Annotated in this window: 19 protein-coding genes and 1 tRNA gene; 10 read left to right on the top strand and 10 right to left on the bottom strand. The window is 33.9% G+C overall.

Annotated elements, in window-relative coordinates; translation table 11 throughout:
- Positions 1-72 precede the first annotated feature (72 nt).
- Positions 73-1986: an acetate--CoA ligase gene (acs, locus tag DLK05_RS12350; RefSeq protein ID WP_127344312.1), complete on the bottom strand. Its 1914-nt coding sequence runs from the start codon at positions 1984-1986 to the stop codon at positions 73-75.
- A gap of 157 nt (positions 1987-2143) precedes the next feature.
- Here acs and DLK05_RS12345 point away from each other — a divergent pair, with 157 nt between their 5' ends.
- Positions 2144-2386 carry a hypothetical protein gene (locus DLK05_RS12345; RefSeq protein ID WP_127344311.1) on the top strand — a complete coding sequence of 81 codons (243 nt, stop codon included), beginning with the start codon at positions 2144-2146 and terminating at the stop codon, positions 2384-2386.
- Between the two features lie 164 nt (positions 2387-2550).
- Here DLK05_RS12345 and DLK05_RS12340 read toward each other — a convergent pair whose 3' ends face one another.
- Positions 2551-5028, bottom strand: a complete 2478-nt coding sequence (locus tag DLK05_RS12340) for a CoA-disulfide reductase (RefSeq protein WP_127344310.1) — start codon at positions 5026-5028, stop codon at positions 2551-2553.
- A gap of 327 nt (positions 5029-5355) precedes the next feature.
- On the opposite strand from DLK05_RS12340, the gene DLK05_RS12335 reads away from it, so the two are divergent.
- From DLK05_RS12335 to DLK05_RS12320, 4 genes are all read left to right on the top strand, one after another.
- Positions 5356-5952, top strand: coding sequence for an ATP-binding cassette domain-containing protein (locus DLK05_RS12335; RefSeq protein WP_127344309.1), 597 nt, complete (start codon positions 5356-5358; stop codon positions 5950-5952).
- A 57-nt stretch (positions 5953-6009) separates the two neighbouring features.
- Complete coding sequence (locus tag DLK05_RS12330; RefSeq protein ID WP_127344308.1) at positions 6010-6816, top strand: ABC transporter permease; 807 nt, start codon at positions 6010-6012, stop codon at positions 6814-6816.
- A 437-nt stretch (positions 6817-7253) separates the two neighbouring features.
- Positions 7254-8876, top strand: a complete 1623-nt coding sequence (locus tag DLK05_RS12325) for a thiamine pyrophosphate-dependent enzyme (protein ID WP_127344307.1) — start codon at positions 7254-7256, stop codon at positions 8874-8876.
- An 86-nt stretch (positions 8877-8962) separates the two neighbouring features.
- Positions 8963-9547, top strand: a complete 585-nt coding sequence (locus DLK05_RS12320) for an indolepyruvate oxidoreductase subunit beta (RefSeq protein ID WP_127344306.1) — start codon at positions 8963-8965, stop codon at positions 9545-9547.
- 615 nt (positions 9548-10162) lie between these two features.
- Here the strand turns inward: DLK05_RS12320 and DLK05_RS12315 are convergent.
- Positions 10163-10585, bottom strand: coding sequence for a hypothetical protein (locus DLK05_RS12315; protein WP_127344305.1), 423 nt, complete (start codon positions 10583-10585; stop codon positions 10163-10165).
- A gap of 156 nt (positions 10586-10741) precedes the next feature.
- Here DLK05_RS12315 and DLK05_RS12310 point away from each other — a divergent pair, with 156 nt between their 5' ends.
- A complete protein-coding gene (locus DLK05_RS12310; RefSeq protein ID WP_209319864.1) occupies positions 10742-12040 on the top strand; it encodes a hypothetical protein in 1299 nt (432 codons plus the stop codon).
- A gap of 80 nt (positions 12041-12120) precedes the next feature.
- Here DLK05_RS12310 and nhaA read toward each other — a convergent pair whose 3' ends face one another.
- Positions 12121-13422, bottom strand: coding sequence for a Na+/H+ antiporter NhaA (nhaA, locus tag DLK05_RS12305; protein ID WP_127344304.1), 1302 nt, complete (start codon positions 13420-13422; stop codon positions 12121-12123).
- 379 nt (positions 13423-13801) lie between these two features.
- A tRNA-Arg gene (locus DLK05_RS12300) sits at positions 13802-13875 on the bottom strand.
- Between the two features lie 251 nt (positions 13876-14126).
- Between DLK05_RS12300 and DLK05_RS12295 the strand changes: the two genes are divergently transcribed.
- The 4 genes from DLK05_RS12295 to DLK05_RS12280 all read left to right on the top strand — a co-directional run bounded on the left by DLK05_RS12295 (position 14127) and on the right by DLK05_RS12280 (position 17742).
- A complete protein-coding gene (locus tag DLK05_RS12295; protein WP_127344303.1) occupies positions 14127-15005 on the top strand; it encodes a helix-turn-helix domain-containing protein in 879 nt (292 codons plus the stop codon).
- A gap of 121 nt (positions 15006-15126) precedes the next feature.
- Positions 15127-15726 carry a YceI family protein gene (locus DLK05_RS12290; RefSeq protein WP_127344302.1) on the top strand — a complete coding sequence of 200 codons (600 nt, stop codon included), beginning with the start codon at positions 15127-15129 and terminating at the stop codon, positions 15724-15726.
- Between the two features lie 168 nt (positions 15727-15894).
- On the top strand, positions 15895-17079 hold the full coding sequence (locus DLK05_RS12285; RefSeq protein WP_127344301.1) for an alpha/beta hydrolase: 1185 nt from the start codon (positions 15895-15897) through the stop codon (positions 17077-17079).
- A gap of 117 nt (positions 17080-17196) precedes the next feature.
- On the top strand, positions 17197-17742 hold the full coding sequence (locus DLK05_RS12280) for a heme NO-binding domain-containing protein (protein ID WP_127344300.1): 546 nt from the start codon (positions 17197-17199) through the stop codon (positions 17740-17742).
- On the opposite strand, the gene DLK05_RS12275 is transcribed toward DLK05_RS12280, so the two are convergent.
- From DLK05_RS12275 to DLK05_RS12255, 5 genes are all read right to left on the bottom strand, one after another.
- On the bottom strand, positions 17734-19149 hold the full coding sequence (locus tag DLK05_RS12275) for a COG3014 family protein (RefSeq protein WP_127344299.1): 1416 nt from the start codon (positions 19147-19149) through the stop codon (positions 17734-17736). The two genes, DLK05_RS12280 and DLK05_RS12275, sit on opposite strands and share 9 nt — an antisense overlap.
- 56 nt (positions 19150-19205) lie before the next feature.
- The gene (locus tag DLK05_RS12270) at positions 19206-19802 is read right to left on the bottom strand and encodes a penicillin-binding protein activator LpoB (RefSeq protein ID WP_209319863.1); all 597 of its coding nucleotides are present in this window, start codon (positions 19800-19802) and stop codon (positions 19206-19208) included.
- A gap of 71 nt (positions 19803-19873) precedes the next feature.
- On the bottom strand, positions 19874-20761 hold the full coding sequence (gene dapA / locus DLK05_RS12265; protein WP_127344298.1) for a 4-hydroxy-tetrahydrodipicolinate synthase: 888 nt from the start codon (positions 20759-20761) through the stop codon (positions 19874-19876).
- 6 nt (positions 20762-20767) lie between these two features.
- Positions 20768-21310: a DUF6913 domain-containing protein gene (locus tag DLK05_RS12260; protein WP_127344297.1), complete on the bottom strand. Its 543-nt coding sequence runs from the start codon at positions 21308-21310 to the stop codon at positions 20768-20770.
- A 109-nt stretch (positions 21311-21419) separates the two neighbouring features.
- Positions 21420-22007 (bottom strand): 3'-5' exonuclease, encoded by a 588-nt coding sequence (locus tag DLK05_RS12255; RefSeq protein WP_127344296.1) that lies wholly within the window; start codon positions 22005-22007, stop codon positions 21420-21422.
- Positions 22008-22012 lie beyond the last annotated feature (5 nt).

Genomic DNA, 22012 nt, shown 5'->3' with positions numbered 1-22012 from the left:
ATTTTTTTATAAAACCGTGTAATTTATATGAGGGATTTTAGGATTCTATCTGTGTGGTTAATGGTAGAATATTTACTCTTTCCCCTCTTTTAAAATACCTTGAATTATTTCATCCACTACTGAGGTATCTAAAAGAGTGGAAATGTCTCCGAAATTAGAATAGTCACCTTGTGCAATTTTACGTAGAATTCGACGCATAATTTTGCCGGATCTTGTTTTTGGCAAACCATTTACGATTTGAATTTTATCTGGTTTGGCAATGGCTCCAATAATTTTGGTAACTCCTTTCCTGATACTGGTTTTTATTCCTTCTTCACCTCCGGTAGATAGGGAACCGCAAACCACAAAAGCATAAATGCCTTGTCCCTTTATAGGATGAGGAAATCCTACTACTGCAGATTCGTTTACCAAAGGATGTTCGTTAATGGCATTTTCAACTTCTGCAGTTCCCATTCTGTGGCCCGAAACATTTATAACATCATCTACTCTTCCCAAGATACGGTAATAGCCATCTTCGTCACGTTTTACGCCATCTCCTGAAAAATAGAGATTCTTAAAAGTGCTGAAATAAGTTTTTTTAAATCTTTCGTGATCGCCCCAAATCGTGCGTAACATTCCAGGCCATGGAAATTTAATACACAAGTTTCCTTCTACGCTCTTTCCGGACAGCTCTTTGCCGTCACCATCTACGATTACGGGCTGAATTCCTGGTTGGGGGAGTGTTGCAAAAGATGGTTTTGTAGGAATGATTCCTGCAATAGGACTAATAGTAATTCCTCCGGTTTCGGTTTGCCACCAGGTATCTACTATTGGGCATCGATTCTTTCCTACGTGATCATGATACCAATGCCAGGCTTCTTCATTTATTGGTTCACCAACAGTACCCAGGACTTTTAAACTCGAAAGATCTTTATTCTCCACATATTCTTGTCCCATAGACATTAAGGAACGAATGGCTGTAGGAGCAGTATAAAATTGTGCTATTTTATATTTGCGCACAATGTCCCAATATCTTCCGGCATCGGGAAAAGTAGGAATACCTTCGAACATTAAACTTGTTGCACCATTCAACAGTGGGCCGTAAACAATATAGGAATGGCCAGTTATCCAACCAATATCTGCCGAGCAGAAAAACTGGTCGCCATCGCTATATTGAAATACATTTTTAAAAGTATAAGCAGAATAAACCATATATCCACCGCAGGTATGTACTATCCCTTTTGGTTTATCTGTAGATCCGGAGGTGTATAAAATAAATAATGTATCCTCCGCATCCATTGTTTCTGCTTTATTTTCCTTTTTTGCATTTGTCATGCATTTGTGCCACCAAATATCGCGGTCTGGCTTGAATGTGATATCGCTATTAGTGCGTTGTACCACAATAACCTTTTCTACTGTAGGACAGTTTTCAATTGCTTCATCCACGATGTCTTTTATAGGAATTATTTTATTGCCACGAAAACCTCCATCCGAAGTAATTACCAATCTTGCTTCTGCATCTATAATTCTATCTGCAAGAGAATTGGCGGAGAATCCAGCAAAAACGATGGAATGTATTGCTCCAATTCTTGCACAGGCTAACATTGCTATGGCTAGTTCGGGAATCATTGGCATATAGATAGCAATGCGATCTCCTTTTTGAATTCCCAAATTGATAAGAACATTAGCAAATTTTTGAATCTCATTAAAAAGTTCACGATAGCTTAGTACTCTATGCTCATCGTTGGGGTGGTTGGGTTCCCAAATAATAGCAGGCTGATCAGCTCTTGTGAAAAGATGCCTTTCAAAAATATTCTCGGTAATATTCATTTTGCCATTGACAAACCAGTTAATACGGGCTTCGGAAAAATCCCAATCTAGTACCTTATCCCATTTTTTTCTCCAGAAAAAACTTTCTGCAATTCGGCTCCAAAAGGCTTCCGGATTTTCAACACTTTTTTGATATTCGTGGATGTATCCTCCCAGAGTACTGATTTTGTCAATCATGATGAAATATTTTTGATTAATAGTTAAGACATATTAAGATATGAAAATATATAATTAATGTCTAATCAAAATTTCAGGATAAATAGTATTGGAATTGAAATGTACATAGGCATTTGAAAAAAATGAATATCTTGAAGCTGTTTAAAAACTAATTCGTATGAAAAAAAAGATTGTTTATATAGTACTCTTATTGATTGTGTTGATTTGTTCGGTTGGAATGATTCTTATAATAAAGGAAACTAATATTCTCTCTGGATGGAAAAATACTAGTGTGTCATTAATTGTTCAGTATCTTAAAGTATTGGGATTTATCAGTATTATAGGTTTGGTGTATTTGCGATTGCAAAAAGCAAGTTCTTTGCGGAGCGAAGATCAAGCAATTGATCAGGAGGAGATGTAATAAACCTATTGTTATGACTTGAAGAAGTATTATTCGAATGAATTAAAGTTATTGCTTTCTTTATATCCTTTCTGTGAAATGAATATATAATGAAAAAAGGATCGTTCAATTATAGAACGATCCTTTTTAATATTAATTTATTCTGTTTTTCAATGCTTTAATTGTTAAATAAATAAATTAAGATTCGCATTGTCTGCTCTATCTAAATAAGTGGCCACGCCACCAATTACAACATCGTCAAGCAATTCTTCTTTATTCACTCCCATTATTTCCATAGACATTTGGCAAGCAATCATTTCTACGCCATTCTCCATAGCAGTTATTAACATATCTTCCAAAGAATCTACTTTCTGAGATAACATTCTCTTTTTCATCATTTTGGAGCCAAGTCCCATCATGTTCATTTTTGATATTTTCAGGTCATCTGCACTACCAGCCATCAATTTGTTAAACATTTTCCCCATTAAGTCTTTTTGTACTTTTGGTTTATGTGTTTTTTTGATAACATTAAGCCCCCAGAAAGTGAAGAACAGAGTTACTTTTTTACCAGTACTTGCAGCTCCATTTGCTATTACAAGACTAGCCATTGCTCTATCTAAATCATCTGAGAAAACTACCATTGTTTTATTTTTAGGTAAGTTTCCTCCTATTTCTAAAGTTGATTCTTTTGCTTCTTGCTTTTCGATTACAGCAGAATAAACTCCTTTATCTGATTCAATGGATATTAGTTTGTTCCCGGTAAGATTACACCAAGATTCAGCATCTTTTACAAACCCCGGATCGGTAACTTTTTGTAATAATCTTTGTCCGTTTTCGAGTTTATCGATTTCTTGTTTCAACTTTAAAATTGGACCAGGGCATTGTAGTCCACAAGCATCTATTTCTATTGTTTTTATTACAGATTCTTGTGTGTCTTCTTTTGGCTTACCTCTATAGATTTGTCCGTCACGAGCGATATAACTCGATTCAAAAATATCTTCATTACTTTGTTTACAGGTAGCATGTTCGTAAGTTTTGTAACCACCACTTAAGTTGTAAACATCGGTAAAACCATTTTGTGTTAATATTCTGGAAGCAAAATAGCCGCGTAGACCAACACCGCAGTATAGAATTATTTTTTTATCCTTTGGTATTTCATCCAAACGATTTCTGATCTGGTCAATTTCAATATTTACAGCACCTTCGATACCTCCTAATTGAAATTCGTCTGGTGTACGAACGTCTAAAATATAATGGTTGGCAGCATGTAGTTGGTGTAATTCATCCCAATGGATAATTTTAACAAGCCCTTCAATGATATTACCGGCAGTAAATCCAGCTTGATTAACAGGATCTTTAGCAGAAGAAAAAGGAGGAGCATAAGCATGTTCAATTTCCTGAAGATCGTAAATGGTTCCGCCTTTCTGCACTACACCGGCAATCATATCGATTCGTTTGTCAACTCCAACATAACCAATAATTTGGGCACCATATAATTTTCCGGTTTCTGGATCAAAAGTAATTTTAATAGTTGTGGGTAATGCTCCAGGATAGTAACCTGCGTTGGATCCCCCATGAATTATATTAGAGATATAAGGAATTCCTTCTTTTTTAAGAACTTTTTCTGCAACTCCTGTTGATGCAACCGTTAAGTCAAAAACTTTAGCAATAGCAGTTGCAATGGCTCCTTTGTAGGTTTTTTTATTTCCTAAAACAAGGTTGTCTGCTAACAATCTACCTTGCTTGTTTGCAGGTCCTGCTAAATAAGTATTGGTATATTTTCCGGTAATTGGATGAGGAAAAGCCATTGCATCTCCTAAGGCATATATATTGGGATCGTTAGTCTGCAAATATTCATTTACTTTTATACCGCCATTAGGAGCTAACTCAATTCCTGCTTCTTTAACTAATTTTGTCTCCGGACGAACACCGATAGACAAAATAACCATGTCAGCTTCTACTTTTCTGCCCGATTGAAGATGAACAGAGATAATATCGCCATTTCGTTCAAATTCACTAACACCATCTTTCAGGTAAAATTCAACATTTTTAGTTTTTAAATGTTGATGAACTTCGGCAGCCATTTCATAATCTAAAGGAGTCATCACCTGTTCTGCCATCTCAACAATGGTAACCATCATGCCCAAATGATGCAGGTTTTCAGCCATTTCTAAACCGATAAAACCAGCACCAACAACTACTACTTTTTGGGGCTTCTTTCCGTCGCAATAGGTTTTTATTTGGTCGGTATCTTTAACGTTACGAAGTGTGAAAATTGCTTCGTCATGGATTCCTGGAATTGGAGGTTTAATTGGTTCAGCACCAGGTGAAACAACTAATTTGTCGTATGTTTCGGTATAGGTGGTTTTATTTGCAATATCCTTGATTTCAACCAATTTATTCTCGCGATCTATTCTAATTACTTCATTGTAAATTCTGACATCTACATTTAAGCGATTATAAAAACTTTCCGGAGTTTGAACAAGCAAATTTTCCCGATCCTGAATTATACCACCAACGTAATAAGGCAAACCACAATTAGCATATGAAATGTGTTCTCCTCTTTCAAACATGATGATTTCTGCATGCTCGTCCATTCTTCTCAAACGGGCAGCTGTTGTGGCTCCACCTGCAACACCTCCTACAATTAAATATTTAGCCATTGTATATTATATTAAAATTTAAACTGAATAATCGACATACTTATATATTTAGAACACAAAAGTAGTTCTTTACAAAAAGATAAACATTTATTTTTTAATAAAAAATGGGTGCTGTGCAGCATGTTGTAGTTGGAATTTATTGTAAGAAACAATAAATCAGACATAAAGAGCTGTTGAAATGTGTTAATACAAAATATGTAATGAGAATATTCTTAATATGAATTGACGATGATTAATATTGAGATGACTGATTTTAGAATATTTAGTTATCTTGATTTTTTTGGATAAATTAGGTGATGATTAATTTTTATAGAAATTTATTAGGACATGATTCACGGTGTAAATTTGAGCTTGCAATTTAAGGAACAGTGTATCTGTAAAAATTTTAGTTTTGATGTGAGGGTAGGGGAATCAGTTTGTCTAAGTGCACCATCAGGTAAAGGTAAAACTTCTATTTTAAAGATGATTATGGGCATTATCACCCCAAAAGGAGGTGAAATTTTTATAAATGATATGGGCTTAAATTCTCAAAATATTCTTGCGATAAGAGATTTATTTTCATGGTTACCTCAAAATGTGAATTTGCCCATAAATTCAATTGATGAGTTGATAGAATTATTACTCTTGGATTTAGATGATATTAGATATTTTAATTCCTATCTGGAAGAACTTGAAATTTCAGAAGAGGTTAAATTGCATAATTTTTCAGAATTGAGTGGTGGGGAGAAGCAACGAATTATATTGGCCGCTTGCATTAGCAAACAAAAACCTATTTTACTATTAGATGAACCTGCTTCCTCCTTGGATGATCATTCCATTGATCTTTTATTTAAGCTTTTAAATAAATTGAAGAATAAAACGATTCTCTCCACTTCGCATAATCAAAAGTGGATAGATAATTGCGATCGAATTCTTACCCTATAATTTTACTTGTAATTGTTGGTATAGATAAAATGTTTCAAAAAGTATAAAAAAATTGAGATGAAGGAAATTATCGATATAAGTATTGGAAATTTATTTTTTGGGGCTTTATTGCTGATAATTCCTATAATAGGATTTATATATTTTAGAGTTAAAATTATTAAGGAAACGATTATTGCTATTTTGCGAATGATAGTTCAACTTTCCTTAGTTGCTGTATATTTGGAATATATTTTTGAATGGAACAATGCTTGGGTAAATATTGCGTGGGTATTCGTTATGATTCTTGTTGGCACTTTTACAACAATAAAACGAATTGGTTTATCTTACCGATACTTTATTGTGCCTTTTTTGCTTTCCGGTTTTACAAGTATTCTGATCATTGATATATTTTTTTTAGGCTTCATAATTCATTTGGATTATGTGTTTGATGCCAGATATTTTATTCCCATTTCGGGAATGGTTTTAGGTAATGCATTAAATCATAATATAGTTGGTCTTACAAGCTATTTTAATGATTTGATTAAGGAAAAAGACTTGTATTACTTTCTTCTTATTAATAATAATCATAAAAAACAGATACTTACAAGATTTATTGGGACTGCCATAAAAAGTGGACTTAATCCATTAATTGCTACGATGTCGGTTATTGGTTTAATATCCTTACCAGGAATGATGACTGGTCAGATTCTAGGAGGAAGTTCACCTTTGATTGCTATAAAGTACCAACTGTTAATAATGCTGGCTATTTTTGTTGGATGCTCAATGAATTTGATGATTAGTATATTACTTTCTAATCGTTTTATTTTTGATTCCTATAGTAGAATTAAAGAAGATTTATTCCAAAAAATAGATCGTAAATTCTAAATGAATTCTATTGTAAGTAGTAGTGCGATAGAGTTATAATAGGGTGGTGTGTTTTGTCGGAATCGTTTTCGTTATTTAAAGTAATTCTAAACTTATGGATTTTATGTGTTTCGTATGGAGGTTAAATCAAATAATGGTATTTTAGCGCAAACTAAAAGCTACAAAGCTTATTTTGTTATAAATTATAAGTTTTTACATGGAATTAGCTGCAATATATTATTTTGTTAATGCGTATCTCGTTGGATACCTTAAACTCTTTGGCGGTCTATAAAATTTCATCTTTCCTCTGAGATCTCTGGTGATCTCAAATTCTAATCATTCAATTCTAATTTGTGTCGTGGATATTTATTATAAGTATTTACACGCTTATATACAAAGAATTGTAATGATACCAATAATGTAATAATCACAAAACAAAATAGTTAAACACAAAGAATATGCAAAAGTCTTTATTATTAGGTGTTGAAGCCATTGCGCAGGGTGCAATTGATGGTGGGATGTCTGGAGTATATGCCTATCCGGGAACTCCTTCAACGGAGATAACTGAATATGTGCAACATTCAAAACAAGCAAAAGAATTAAATATCCATAGCAAATGGTCGGCAAACGAAAAAACAGCTATGGAGAGTGCATTAGGAATGTCTTATGCAGGAAAAAGAGCAATGGTATGTATGAAACATGTTGGCTTAAATGTTGCCGCCGACTGTTTTATGAATGCAGCAATTACCGGAGCTAACGGAGGTCTTATTATTACTGTAGCAGATGATCCTTCGATGCATTCCTCACAAAACGAACAAGATTCCCGTGTGTATGGTAAGTTTGCAATGATTCCAATTTTGGAACCATCCAATCAGCAGGAAGCTTATGAGATGGCAAGATTTGGATTTGAATTGTCGGAAGCTTTCGGAACTCCGGTTATGATGCGAATCACCACTCGTTTGGCACATTCACGTGCGGGTGTTTCTATACAGGAAGCCGTAGCACAAAATGAATTGAAACTTCCTGAAGATAAATTGCAATTTGTTTTATTGCCAGGAATTGCAAGGAAGCGTTACAAAATGTTGTTGAGCAATCAGGAAAAATTTGAAGCAGCTGCCGAAGATTCTTTTTTCAATTTTTACAAAGAAGGATCTGATAAATCGATGGGAATTATTGCTTGCGGAATAGGATACAATTATTTGATGGAAAATTATCCTAATGGAGATTGTCCTTATCCTATAGTTAAAGTATCGCAATATCCACTTCCTAGAAAAATGGTGGAAAAAATTAGTGCAGAGTGCGATCAAGTTATGGTGTTAGAAGAAGGTTATCCTGTGGTTGAGGAACTTCTGAAAGGATATTTAGCCAAAGAGAAAGTGATTGGTCGTTTAGATGGTACGCTTTCCCGCGATGGAGAATTAACTCCGGATATGGTTGCAAAAGCATTGGGTATGTCGATTGAAGAAGGAATGGAGATTCCTGATTTAGTAGCTGCTCGTCCGCCTGCATTATGTGTTGGTTGTAGTCATCATGATGTTTACCGAGCATTAAATGAAGTGGTTGCCGATTATGGTACGGGTCGTGTATTCTCGGATATAGGATGTTATACGCTTGGGGCATTACCTCCATATAATGCGATTAACTCCTGTGTAGATATGGGAGCTTCGGTAACCATGGCAAAAGGTGCTGCTGATGCTGGCTTGATTCCTGCCGTTGCTGTTATTGGTGATTCTACATTTACTCATTCCGGAATGACTGGTTTGTTAGATGCTATCAACGAAAAGGCACCAATCACTGTTATTATTTCTGATAATGAATCTATTTCTATGACTGGAGGCCAGGAATCTTCAGCAAAAGGTAAACTGGAAGATATTTGTGAAGGACTTGGTGTAGAAAAAGAACACATCCATGTTTTACTTCCTGTTCCTAAAAAGCACGAAGAAATAAAAGATATGATTCGTAAAGAATGCGATTACCAAGGAGTATCTGTTATTATTCCTCGTAGAATATGTGTTCAGAAAAATATTAGAGATCAAAAAATAAAAAAAGCTGCTAAAGCAAGAGCTGCTGCAAAGGCGTAATTAATAATTAACAATCTGAAAAATCATTCAAGAAATTACAAAACAGAATTTCTGTTTTGTAATTTCTGAAACTAAATTAAAGACAAATGAAAACAGATATGGTCATAGCAGGTGTTGGCGGTCAGGGTATTTTATCCATTGCTGCTGCATTAGGTTTTGCTGCATTAGACAACGATTTATATATGAAACAAGCTGAAACTCATGGAATGAGTCAGCGAGGTGGAGATGTTCAATCTTTTATGAGAATCTCCGATCAGCCAATTTATTCGGATTTAATTCCAAAAGGTGGGGCAGATATTATTTTATCTGTGGAACCGATGGAAGCTTTACGTTATTTACCTTTTTTAAAGAAAGGCGGATATTTGGTGACCAACTCCACTCCCTTTATTAATATTAACGATTATCCTGAAGAAGAAAAATTGGTAGAAACCATTCATTCTTTACCTAATTATATTCTTATTGATGCAGATCGAATTGCTAAGGAAGAAGTGGGTTCTGCCCGTGCTTTCAATTTTGTGATGTTGGGTGCTGCTTCTCCATTTATCGAAGTTCCTTTTGAATATTTGGAAGAAGGAATTCGTAAGATATTTTGTAAAAAAGGGGATGATGTGGTTGATATGAACATCAAAGCCTTGCATGCCGGACGCAAATTTGCAGAAGAGCATAAATAAGCCTAATCTAAGCTTAATTATATAATCAAAAATCCCGAGCTGGAATTATTTCCGGTTCGGGATTTTTTTAATGCTTCGGATTTTTTAATTGATTGTTGCCATAAACCGAGTTTCTCCTACTACTTGGATGGAACGGCTAGAGGTTTCTCTTTAAATTATTTCCTTAGTCTAATCGTTTTTTGCAATGATTTATTCGCAGACTAATTAGGTTAAGATAAGGCGTATTGGATGTTTTATGCAGCTTATCATCCGCAGTTTGCATTACAGGTTCTCCTTCTTGCAATTTAGTATCTAATAGGCCGCATAGCATGTTGTTGTGCTTGCAGCATGGCATCCGTTGTCTGCATAGCGTATTGTAGTTCTTGCAGGCAGGAATTCACAAACTACAAAGCATATTGTAGTTCTTGCATTTTTGTAAGCAAATGCAATGAAGCATAGCCTGATTCTTGCATCTTAGTGTCCATAAACTACAATGCATACTAGTGATTTTACATCTTCGTAGTCGCAAAGCACATAGCATATTGTGGTTTTTGCAGCTTAGCATTCCAGAGCTGCAAAGCGTATTGTGTATCTTGCAGTTGAAGAGTTATAAGCTTCGACTGGCGAATGGAATAATCAAGCTTTATTATCTAAAATTTCATTAATGGTTCTTAAACAATTGGCAATTTCTCTTTTAAAGGGATGATTTGGCATGATACCGCTTTCCGCATCCAGACCATTTAAAATGCCCATCCATATGGCACTAATTCCAAATCCTACTAAAACATCCTTTTTATAATTCGAAATGAAAACCTGTCGGTATTTTTCAATGAAGTTGTTGAAATGAACCGAGATTTGAAACCGGTAGGAAGCATCTGGATTTTCGCCATTTGCCATATGGAATTGAATAGTATTAGCAAAAGTTTTAGCAAGAGTGTCTGCCGCCTCGACTATTTCATCGCGTTGCTGCTGTTGAATATCCATATCCATTATTCCTTTTTGGATTAGTCCGATAATATCTGCTGTGCTTAAATTATCTTTTAGTAGTATCGCTTCCATTTATAATAATTGTTGAAGATTCAAACTTATTTTTAATGAGTCTAAAATACTAGAATTAATTGTATTTTTTGTTTTGGGGAATAATCATTTGCCGAAAATAATAACTAAAGGATTTTTAAATTTGATATCTAAATTAATCATCACAAAATTGAAACAATGAAAAATTATTTACTCTATTTGCTTTTAGCAGGTTTGTTTATATCATGCCAGCAAAAAAAGAATGTTGAGGAAGAAATGAATGGAATTGCAGAAAAATATGTGAAAACGGTTTTAGAAGTTGGGTTGTATGATCCGCTTTACGTTGATGCTTATTACGGATCAGATGCATGGAAAAAAGAGGTAGAACTGCTGAAGCAGGATAAGCTTCCCGCCGAAAAGTTGCTCGCTGATATCAGTACCATGAAAATAGAATTGAATGCTTTGCAGATAATGAAAAAGGAGGAGATGTTGAATCTGCGAAAGCTTTATTTGCAAAAACAACTAATTGCAGTTCAGGCAAGAGTGAAAATGCTGAATGGAAACAAATTTACTTTTGATGAAGAATCGGAAGTTTTATACGATGCCATAGTTCCTCCTTTCGAAGAGGATTATTTTGCTGAGATTATTACGGAATTAGATAAGTTGTTGCCAGGAAAAGGAAACCTTATCGCTCGATTGTCTGACTTTCAGAAGGATTTTATTATCCCGATAACTAAGCTGGATACAGTTTTTAAAACTGCTATTAAAGAATCGCGCAGGCGTACAAAATTACATATCAACTTGCCAGAAAATGAAAATTTTGAATTGGAGTATGTTACTGATAAAGCATGGGCAGGATACAATTGGTACAAGGGCAATAACTTTAGTTTGATTCAGGTGAATACGGATTTTCCGATATTAATCGATCGGGCAATAGATATTGCTTGTCACGAAGGTTATCCCGGTCATCATGTGTATAATTCGTTGCTTGAAACCAATATGGTAAAAAAGAGAGGATGGATGGAATTCTCGGTTTATCCTCTATTTAGCCCTCAATCGCTTATTGCCGAAGGAAGTGCCAATTACGGAATTGATGTGGTTTTTCCCAGAGTCGAAAAGCTTAAATTTGAGAAGGAAGTGTTGTTTCCACTTGCAGGTTTAGATACGACAAGTGTAGATCTTTATAACAAGGTACAGGATTTATCTCATGAGTTGACATATGCCAGAACGGTTGCGATGCGTAACTATTTAGATGAAAAATGGGATAGAGAAACTACAGGTAAATGGCTTGAAAAATTCGGTCTTCGAAGAGCCAACGATGCCACATTCCGTTTTCCGGAAACCTATCGTTCTTATATCATTAATTACAATTGGGGACAGGATCTAGTGAAGGCTTACGTTGATAAAAATCAAGGTGACAAAGAAAATTCAGATAGGAGATGGGAGATTTTCACTCATTTGATTTCTACACCTCAGGTTCCTTCAAACTTAAAATAATAGAAATGGATTGCCATTAATATTTAGTTGGTTATTAATGGCGATTATTTTAATTATAAATCAAATTTAAATTATTAGGGTTAGTCTAATCTCTTCGTATTAAATCTTAGAATGAAATAGCCAATTAAGCCCGATATTAAAGAGCCAATTAGTATTCCAATTTTCGCAGAATCAATAAAGATTGGATCATTATTAAAAGCTAAATTTGCTACGAAAATAGCCATGGTAAATCCGATTCCAGCCAGAAATGAAATTCCAATAACATGTATTTTTCGCACTCCTATTGGTAGTTCTGCTAATTTTAATCTTGTGCTCAGAAATGACATAAAAGAAACCCCAATGCTATTGCCAACAACTAAACAAACGGAGATGTTTATTACCAATTGGTAATCTAAATGTATATCGCCCATGAAACTAACGCCAGCATTTGCCAAAGCAAAAATAGGCATGATAAAAAAGGCAACCCAATTGTGTAATTTGTGTTCCAAATGCTGTAATGGGGATTGAACTTGTGTGGTCCAGTCTTCTAAATTATCAATTTGTTCTATTTGTTGATTGGATAGGACTGGAACTTTATTATCTGCAGAGTCACTAATGTTTTTTACAATATCTGAGAGTTTATCAGAATAAGTTCGAAAGTTAATTTTTTGACGAATAGGAATCGTAAAAGCGATTAGAACCCCAGCAATAGTTGGATGGATACCGGATTTCAAAAAAAGATACCAAATTAGAATGCCAGCAAGAAATACAAAGTATTTTAAATAGATTTTTTTGTAAGCTAGAAATGCTAACAGAAGCAATGGTAGGAGAGCCAAGATCAAAAGATTCCATTGAATATCTGAGCTATAAAAGATTGCAATTACTAGTACTGCAACTAAATCATCTACAATTGCAAATGCAGTAAGAAATATTTTTAATCCTATTGGAATTCTTTTGCCGAGTACTCTTAATATGGCAAGAGAAAATGCAATATCTGTAGCCATTGGAATACCCCATGCGTTTATAGTAGAAGGATTACTGTTAAAAATAAAAAAAAGAAGAACTGGAACAAACATTCCTCCAATAGCTGCAAAAATTGGAAAACTAGCTTTGCGTAAGGTATTTAATTCACCAATGATTAATTCTCGTTTTATCTCCAGGCCAATAAGAAAAAAGAAAATGGCCATTAAACCATCATTAACCCAGAGAATTAAAGGTTTATATAGCGTAAATCCGTCACTAATTATTCCAATTTTATATTGCCAAATATTTTTATATAATTCTGAAAAGGTAGAGTTTGACCAAATAAAAGCTATGACTGTAGCTACGAATAATAATATTCCACTAAAACTTTCAATTTTTACAAATTTTTGAAATGGTGTAATGAGTATTTTCTGTATCATAGATGTATATTAAATAGGTGTATGTAAGCGTAATCTAATTTACGAAAAAATATTATTTAGATTATCGGCTAAGTCGAAATGAAACCAATTTTCATTTTGTATGATCTAATATCGGATATAATAGTTACATCAAATCATGTTTAGATGATAGAGCTACATTCTTATAAGTCTTATGGTATATAAAATAATGACATCTGTATTGAATTCGGAGAATTTGAAATGCAATAGAGAAGAATATTATTTTGTATATGTGAGTAATTACTAATGTGATGTTGATTAATCAGATTTAGGGGTGGATATATTCCTGCTATATCTAATTGCAGGATATACTGAACTTTATACGCAAAAAAAGCCTTGGTAAAATACCAAAGCTCTTATGTGAACGCGGAGGGACTCGAACCCCCAACCTCTACGGCCGTAACGTAGTGCACTATCCAGTTATGCTACGCGTCCGATCATGTCTCAAATACCCTGTAAATATAGGCCTTTTGAATGTATTTGTAAAAGTATTTTTAATATTTTTTTAAGGCAATAGGTATACTTCTTTAAGCTATTAATTGGTAGGTTTTTCTAATATAGTATAATATTATATCAGCGAGATGAAGGAGGGATAAAATGAAAATAAGTCAGATATTTTAACAATGGATTAACGAAACCTCTTATAGATATTGCATAAATTTACAATTACATTAAATTTAAAATAGATGAATAGAGAAGCCTCCGAGTTATTTGAACCCATTGGTGAATCCAAGGCCTTGTTCCATATCCATAAACTGCAGGACATGTGTAATGAGGTTCGCAAACAAAACAGCGATAATCATATGCACAACTATTTCACCATTACCTGGATAAAGGAGGGAGAGGCGATCCATGCAACCAAATATGTGGAATATACATTAAGGAAGAATGCTATTTTATTTGTTCCACCTGGACTCATGCATCGATTTTTAATAAATAGCCATTGTACAGGTTATGCTATCACATTTAATGAAACTTTTTTTGCCATTAAAGAAAATGGAGAGGGCTCTGTCTCTGATTCTACCTTATTTTTTAATCCTGATTTTCGATCGATTATTCAATTGAATGAGGACAAATTGGAAGTTTTTAATGGTATCGTCGGTTTAATGGAAAAAGAGTTTAATGGCGATGATAGATATAGGCACGACATGCTATATCATCAATTAAAGTTGTTTTTATTGGAATCGAGAAGAATCTATGAGAAGCAGCACGATCTAAATATAGCTTTGGACGAGGAGCATCCCGGATCAGTAATAATAAAATTTAAACAATTGATTGATGGAAATTATAAAGACCATAAAAATGTCTCGGCTTATGCTGAAATGCTAAATCTGAGAGCTACCGGCCTTAATGAGATCTCGAAGAAAACAACAGGTATTACCGCAGGAGAATTAATTCGCAACCGTGTGATTAAAGAAGCTAAAAAAATGCTCTATAGTTCCGATTTAAACACCAAAGAAATTGCTTATGAGTTAGGCTTTCAGGATCCGGCTTATTTTAGTAGATTCTTTAAGAAGTATACCAATCAGACATTAAGCGATTTTCGAAGTTTCGTAAGAAAATAGTACATCAATAATCGAAATTTATCCATTTATTGTCAGTGATTCATCCTCTAAATTTGTAATTGTAAAGTTTTAATTCAAACTCGAAAAAATTAATTAGCGATTTAAATAAAATTTAGAAGTTATGAGAAGAAAAAGTTTAATTATTGCAAGTATCCTGTTATTTAGTACATTCCTTTTATCTAGTAGTAGTTTTGCACAGGTAAAGAGTTTTATTGTAAATCCGGAAAAAAGTATTGTAAACTGGCACGGTAAAAAAGTAACAGGAGAACATTTGGGAACGATCAACGTGAGTAAAGGTAATCTTGTACTTCAAGATGATCAAATTAAGGCGGCAGATTTTATTGTTGATATGAAAAGTATCGCAAACACAGACTTGAAAGATCCAGGCTATAAGGCAAAATTAGAAGGGCACCTTAAATCCGATGACTTTTTTGGTGTTGAAAAATATCCTGAATCTGAATTTATTCTTACTGAAAGTAAGAAATTAGCAGATGGTTCTTATGATGTAAAAGGAAATATAACCATTAAGGGTATTTCTAATCCAATCGAATTTAAAGTAATGCTTGAAAAACAAAATGAAGTAGTTCATGTTAGTGGAAAGGTCGTAATTGATCGTAGCAAATTTAATGTTCGTTATGGTTCGGGTAGTTTCTTCGATAATTTAGGTGATAAAACAATTTATGATGATTTTGAACTTGATTTGGATTTGATACTACAGTAAATTGCAATCCTATTTAATACAAAGCCGGAATTTATATAATTCTGGCTTCTTTTTATTTGTAAATATCTCCTAAAATGATATTATTGAGCAACTTATAATCGTAAATGTTTGATATTATTATAAATAGTTGTAAATTAATCGATAGCTTTTAAACCTAAACCACATTACATGAAGATAAGATTAATTGCATCTTTCTTTGTATTACTTCTGTATAATAATACTTTGGCCGAAATTAACCAACGCAATCTTCGTTCCGTCAGAGTCTATTCTACGGTATTAAAGGAGTACAGAGAACTACAGGTATTTGTTCCCAGTGAATATGATAGTACTTATTATACCTATCCAGCAATCTATTTGCTGGATTCCGAAAAGAATTTTTCTACAGGAGTTGAGGTGCTTAGTTTTATGATGGATAATCATTTTATTCCTCCTCACGTTATAATTGGAATTCCAAATACCGATCGGTTTAGAGATATGACACCTGTGGATTCGGTGATGAATAAAAACATTTTCCCTACTAGAGGAGGAGCAGATAATTTCTTGAAAGCTTTAGAAATGGATATATTTCCCTTTGTAAAACACCACTTCCGATTAAATTCACAGCGTTTGTTAATGGGGCATAATTATAGTGGATTATTCGTAGTTTATACATTCATAACTAGAAATGATTTATTTGATAGATATCTTGCGTTTAGTCCTATTTTATGGTGGAATAATGATGCTATTGTGGGAGATATGCGAAAATTCCTCCGGTCTAAATCTACTTTGCGAAATCATTTTTTTGTCTCTTTTGCAAAAGAAGCTAATAATATGTTAGAAGCGTGTAAAGAATTAATCTCAATTATGGAAGAAGATGCACCGGATGATTTACATTGGAATTACGAATGGATGCCGGATGAAGATCATTATAGTTTGTATCGAAAAAGTTTAATGAAAGGCATGGATAACATGTTTCAAGATTATAAATATCCTAACGTTCAAAAGTTAGTAACTGAAGGTATTGAAGGAGTTAAATCATATCAGCGTAAAGTACTTTTAAATTATGGAAGGAATGAAAAATTGCCATTTTCACTTTTAGAGAGTGTTTGTCTGGAATTGAAAAATAATGGTAGTGTTAATGATGCGCTTAGATTTTTAAACTATACCTTACTTGTTTACCCGGGAAAAGCTGAAACTTATTTTTATGTTGGTGAGATTTATGAACAAGAGAATATGATTCAAAAAGCGTTTCAGTTTTATGAAATTGCACATAATAAAGATAAAGGAAGATGGGATTACGAACAAAAATATATATCAGTTCACAAACGCTTGAATGAAATGAATAACGAGCAAGCCAACCAAACCAATTTGTAAAATAGAGCATTGGCTACAATATAATATCTTATTGAATCGTTTTGTATCGTGAAGTGAACAGCCTATAATTTTTTAAAAAATAAAATTGTTCTTTTCTAATAGTAAATCTGATAATTAATGAATGGTATTTTTTTCGAGGAATTTTTAGAAATGATAGAATCTGATTATGGTTCTGAATTGGTGGAAGGCATAATTATAGATTTTGATGGGATCGGTATTTTCGATTCTCATTATGATTATCCATATGCTCAGTTTGATGAATTGATGAATTTAGTAGGTCATGTGGTTCGACGTTCCGTTTCTGATTTAAAAAAGTGTTTTGGAGAGTATTTATTTAGTAGATTGGTAATATTATATCGACCGGAATTCGCCGGAAATTCTGATATATTTGAATTCCTGGAGCATTTGGAAAAATTAATCCACGACAGAATACAGACCTATTTTCCTTCTGTAAGTATTAAAAATTTTAGTTCACAAAGAGTAAGCGATAACACTTTTCAGGTTACTTATCAAACAAAAAGTGAACATATTGATTTGGCAATTGGATTATTTATGGGATGTCAGAAATTTTTTAATGAGGAACTCCTTTTAAATACAGAATTTCTTCCCAATAAGAACAGTATCGTAAAATTTACACTTTCTAAAAATCAAGTTTTAATTTGATTCCATATTGTGAAAAGTGAAAAATTTTGTTTCTCCAGCTTTTATTGCAATGGTAAGGTTCTGTTTCTTGCTAACACCGTTTGGGGTATTTACTTCTAAGTTTATATTTTGATTTCCTCCTTTTAACCGTATTCGGGTATAATAAATAGAATGTGGCAAAGTTTGCCAATTGCGTGTATCTGCTTTCTCGGTAACCGCATTAATAATACTAAGTAGGGTTCCCAGGTTTTCATCCTTACTTCTGGTGTATTTTTCCAAAGCTTGTTTAGTGGCCAAACGTAGTAAAGAGTTTGCCATTTCCCGAAGCATGCGATCATGTAATGATTTAAAGGCAATTGCATTTAAATCCTCACCTTTATCTAGCGGAATAGCAATAGAATCATTCACCCAAACATTGGCATTGGTAAATACTGGTACTCTTTCGCGATATTTGGGAAAAGCAACGCGAACAAAATCCAAATCACTGAATGAATTTCGGGTTCTATTATCCATATTTCCAACATAGAATGGTAAACTGATATTTTCGTCACCATTAACCATTGTAAGATAACCACCGCCACTATTTACTGCACTAAAGTTAATACTCCATTCATCCTTTACAGGACCAAGCCCAGTCATCCAAATAAATATGATGTCTCCTTCAGATTTATCTCTTTTCTCAAAATCAAAACCAAACTTACGCTTATAAAAATCATATTCTTGTTCTAAGCCTGTTAAGTGAGCCGTTCTTAATAAATCATCTTTTAATTGATGGGGCGGAGGAGTATTGAAATTTTTTAAATAATTATTTTCATAGATATTATAAGCATTTCTGTAAGCAATAAAAGCATTATTATAGTCGCCGGCAGAATCATAAATTAGTCCCATTAGTGTGTGAGCAAAGGCATCATCGCTATATCTGTTCTGATAATTTTTGGGATATTTGTCATTTAAAGCATACAATTTTTCATTCACTCTTCGGCATTCTACTAAAGCGGATTGTGTATTTCCCATTTCCAGATAGCTTAATGCTTTATAAAAATTCAGCATTACATTCTCGAAATCTTCAGGGACATAAGGCTTAATTGCCGGATTTAAGAGTAGTGCCAGTGCTTCGGAACCAATGTTTTTTCTCTGATCCTCAATAAATAAATCTGCTTGATTGAAATAATCGGTAGCTGCAACATAGTTTTGTTGCATCCACGCAAGTGTGCCTTTGTTGAGAAGATATAAGGCTTTATTTTTTTTGCGATTACTTCGTTTATCCTTATCCAATGTTTTTTCGGCATTGGCAATATCACCTTGAGTGAAATAATTATTGAATGCTTCATTTTGTGCATAATAGGTAGCACAGCTGGTAAGTGCTAGAACGAAAAGGAGAACGAACAATCGTAAACCCAATTTATTTGCAGACAACTTTATATTCATCGGGTAGAGATAAGAAGGAATCAGGAAGTCTTTATAGACTTCCTGAACTATTGAATTTATCGATTAACGTATTTTTTGATTTTCTTGTCGCCCAACCAAACCAGTTCATTATTTTCCAGATTTGTTAAGGAAAGGTTCAATTGATAATATCTTACTTTTTCTTTTTTGTAGCTATCTATAATAGAAGAAATATCACCTTGTAGCATAAAATCGGCACCAAGTTCACGGCCCCATTTCTTAATGGTTTCTTTAGCTGCAAAATCTTGCTGATCTGCTCTTTCCTGACGAAGTGCTTCTCTCTTGGCACCTGCTTGAACCAAGCGAACTCTACCATCGTTCAAAATTGCTTTTTCAATATCTTTGATATAAGTGTCCGCATCGATATGTTCTGAGCTTTTGTTTGTGATTAAGCCAACAATTACTACCGGTTTTCGATTGAATTCCTGTTTGAAATTTTCAATCCAATTTTGAGATAATACCTGATCGATTAATGCTTCTGAAGCTAATTTTGAATCGGTATCGTTCCAACGACCGCTTAAATCAATTTGCTGATCAGGAGAAACTCTGGTTACTTGTCGCGAGCATGAAGCAAAGCTTAATAGTGCCAGTGCGAAAATAAATAGACGAAAGGAGTATTTCATTTTACTTTTCATTTTTGGTTAAATTAATTTCCTAAATTTTAGCTTTTAAATACTCAAGCTATCAAACAATTTTTATGCCAATTTTATTGTATTATCTCTAACAATTTTGCAATTTTTTGGTAGTGCTCAACACTAACCGGACAAAGGGGCAAGCGCAAGTAGTTGGGGGTGATCTTCTTTAGATGTAAAACAGCCTTTACTCCGGCAGGATTTCCTTCTTTAAAAATATTTTGAATCATATCCAGCATCTTGTAATGCAGTTCTAGAGCTTTTTTATTTTTTCCTTTTAAAGCAAAATGAACCATATCGCTCCATTCTTTAGGAAAGGCATTCCCAATTACCGAAATAACTCCGGCTGCACCAAGTTGAATCATAGGAAATGTTAAGGCATCGTCACCCGAAATTAATAGAAAATCATTCGGTTTATTATTCAGGATATTCATTACCTGCTCCATGTTTCCAGAGGCTTCTTTAATAGCGATAACCTTGTCTATTTCTTGTGCGATTTTCAAACTTGTTTCTGCTGTGATATTCACACCAGTTCTGCCGGGAACATTATAAATAATTATAGGAACAGGACTTACTGCAGCTATACTTTGGTAATGTAAAAATATACCCTGTTGACTTGGTTTGTTATAAAATGGAGCAACAGATAGGATGGCATCAATATTATCAAATGATTTAAAATCTTTTATTTGTTGAACTACATCTGCCGTATTGTTGCCACCAAACCCAACTACGATGGGAATACGCTTGGCATTAATCTGGCAAACTCGCTCGACTACCGTCTTTTTCTCTTCTTTGGTAAGGGTTGCAGCTTCACCGGTGGTTCCCATTACCACAAGATAATCTATACCTCCTGAGATTTGGTATTCAACCAGTTTATCAAGAGATTCAAAATCGATATTACCATTTTCCTGAAAGGGAGTAATCAGGGCAACACCTGTTCCTGTGAATTTATTTTTTGTCATTTTCTATTAGTTTTTTTGAATCAGAGAAAGATAGTTGATGCTTTCCTGTATTAGGTTCTCTATAGATTTATCTTTGGTTTGTTCAATCATCAAATCCAGATATTCGCATTCCTTTGAAAATGATCCTACTTTGCAGGAAGCTTTGGATACATTTACTAAATATTGAATAGCCAGATGATCGGCTTTCGTTAGGATGAATAATAAATCAAAGCTTTTATTCATAAATTCTATTAATTCCGGAATAGCAGGAGCACCATTCCATTTTACATCTTTGTTGGTGTAAAAAATAATCTTTTGTGCAATTCCAAAGTCAGGTATTTCATTGGCATTTACCCATCCAGCTGTGCTCACCTGAAATCCTTTTTGAATTAAATCTTCCGAAAACTTTTTTACGATTTTGTGATTCTTTTCTTCCAGCGTATCGAAAATAATTCCGATGCTTTTGGCACTATCCAAATTATGAAATTCCTTTTTGCGAGGATTTTTCTTTTGTTTGCCAGTAATTATCTTTTGGGCTAGCTTGATTTTAATATCTTGAAAAATACTCATTGTAAATAGAATAGTTAATGTTTTTAGGATTTATGAACGCTTGAATTGGGCTGTTCCGTTTCGAATCACAAGTTAGGAAAATTTTTATTTTCGAAATTAGTATTTAAACTTATTTAAGTTTTTTAGGCGATTGACATTTGTTGGCAGACCATTTCCCAGGGCAAATTCCTATTTCCTTGGCAAGATCGCTTAATTGGCTTGCATTCATTGTTTCGCATGCTTTAATAGCAATTTTAGCACAGGCTAAAGTATCCTCCAAAGCATCGTGATGTTTTAAGGGAATATTAAAAAGATGGGCCATCGTGTTTAGCTTGTGATTGGGCATGCCAGGCCATAAAATACGACTAATTTGCACGGTACACATATAGTCGAAATGCGGTAAAGGGATACCATAAGTATTTAAACAAGCCCGGAGTACCGAAGTATCAAAACTGGCATTGTGGGCAATTACCATCTGATTTTGCAGATATCCTTCTACCTCTTCCCAAATATAATTGAAACTTGGTTCATTGCGAACATCCTCTTCGGTAATACCATGTATGCTTACATTCATTGGATGAAAATACATCTCTGGAGGAGAAATCAGCCAGTCTTTACTTTCAACAATTTTGCCATTTTCTACCCGAACCATTCCTAATGAACAGGCTGAATTTCTTTTGCCGTTAGCAGTTTCAAAATCTATTGCGGTAAAATTCATAAATA

It is taken from the genome of Ancylomarina longa (assembly GCF_003996985.1).
Taxonomy (GTDB): Bacteria; Bacteroidota; Bacteroidia; order Bacteroidales; family Marinifilaceae; genus Ancylomarina_A; species Ancylomarina_A longa.
Note: the sequence above shows the minus strand (reverse complement) of the source record. Positions and strands in the feature narration are given on the sequence as shown.

Bases quoted from the DNA above. Each gene is read 5' to 3' on its own strand.
- DLK05_RS12280 (WP_127344300.1), top strand. From the start codon at position 17,197: ATGAATGGTATTTTTTTCGAGGAATTTTTAGAAATGATAGAATCTGAT.
- DLK05_RS12260 (WP_127344297.1), bottom strand. From the start codon at position 21,310: ATGAGTATTTTTCAAGATATTAAAATCAAGCTAGCCCAAAAGATAATT.
- DLK05_RS12290 (WP_127344302.1), top strand. From the start codon at position 15,127: ATGAGAAGAAAAAGTTTAATTATTGCAAGTATCCTGTTATTTAGTACA.
- dapA (WP_127344298.1), bottom strand. From the start codon at position 20,761: ATGACAAAAAATAAATTCACAGGAACAGGTGTTGCCCTGATTACTCCC.
- DLK05_RS12255 (WP_127344296.1), bottom strand. From the start codon at position 22,007: ATGAATTTTACCGCAATAGATTTTGAAACTGCTAACGGCAAAAGAAAT.
- DLK05_RS12345 (WP_127344311.1), top strand. From the start codon at position 2,144: ATGAAAAAAAAGATTGTTTATATAGTACTCTTATTGATTGTGTTGATT.
- DLK05_RS12285 (WP_127344301.1), top strand. From the start codon at position 15,895: ATGAAGATAAGATTAATTGCATCTTTCTTTGTATTACTTCTGTATAAT.
- acs (WP_127344312.1), bottom strand. From the start codon at position 1,986: ATGATTGACAAAATCAGTACTCTGGGAGGATACATCCACGAATATCAA.
- DLK05_RS12340 (WP_127344310.1), bottom strand. From the start codon at position 5,028: ATGGCTAAATATTTAATTGTAGGAGGTGTTGCAGGTGGAGCCACAACA.
- DLK05_RS12275 (WP_127344299.1), bottom strand. From the start codon at position 19,149: ATGAATATAAAGTTGTCTGCAAATAAATTGGGTTTACGATTGTTCGTT.
- DLK05_RS12335 (WP_127344309.1), top strand. From the start codon at position 5,356: ATGATTCACGGTGTAAATTTGAGCTTGCAATTTAAGGAACAGTGTATC.
- DLK05_RS12270 (WP_209319863.1), bottom strand. From the start codon at position 19,802: ATGAAAAGTAAAATGAAATACTCCTTTCGTCTATTTATTTTCGCACTG.
- DLK05_RS12310 (WP_209319864.1), top strand. From the start codon at position 10,742: ATGAAAAATTATTTACTCTATTTGCTTTTAGCAGGTTTGTTTATATCA.
- DLK05_RS12330 (WP_127344308.1), top strand. From the start codon at position 6,010: ATGAAGGAAATTATCGATATAAGTATTGGAAATTTATTTTTTGGGGCT.
- DLK05_RS12315 (WP_127344305.1), bottom strand. From the start codon at position 10,585: ATGGAAGCGATACTACTAAAAGATAATTTAAGCACAGCAGATATTATC.
- nhaA (WP_127344304.1), bottom strand. From the start codon at position 13,422: ATGATACAGAAAATACTCATTACACCATTTCAAAAATTTGTAAAAATT.
- DLK05_RS12320 (WP_127344306.1), top strand. From the start codon at position 8,963: ATGAAAACAGATATGGTCATAGCAGGTGTTGGCGGTCAGGGTATTTTA.
- DLK05_RS12295 (WP_127344303.1), top strand. From the start codon at position 14,127: ATGAATAGAGAAGCCTCCGAGTTATTTGAACCCATTGGTGAATCCAAG.
- DLK05_RS12325 (WP_127344307.1), top strand. From the start codon at position 7,254: ATGCAAAAGTCTTTATTATTAGGTGTTGAAGCCATTGCGCAGGGTGCA.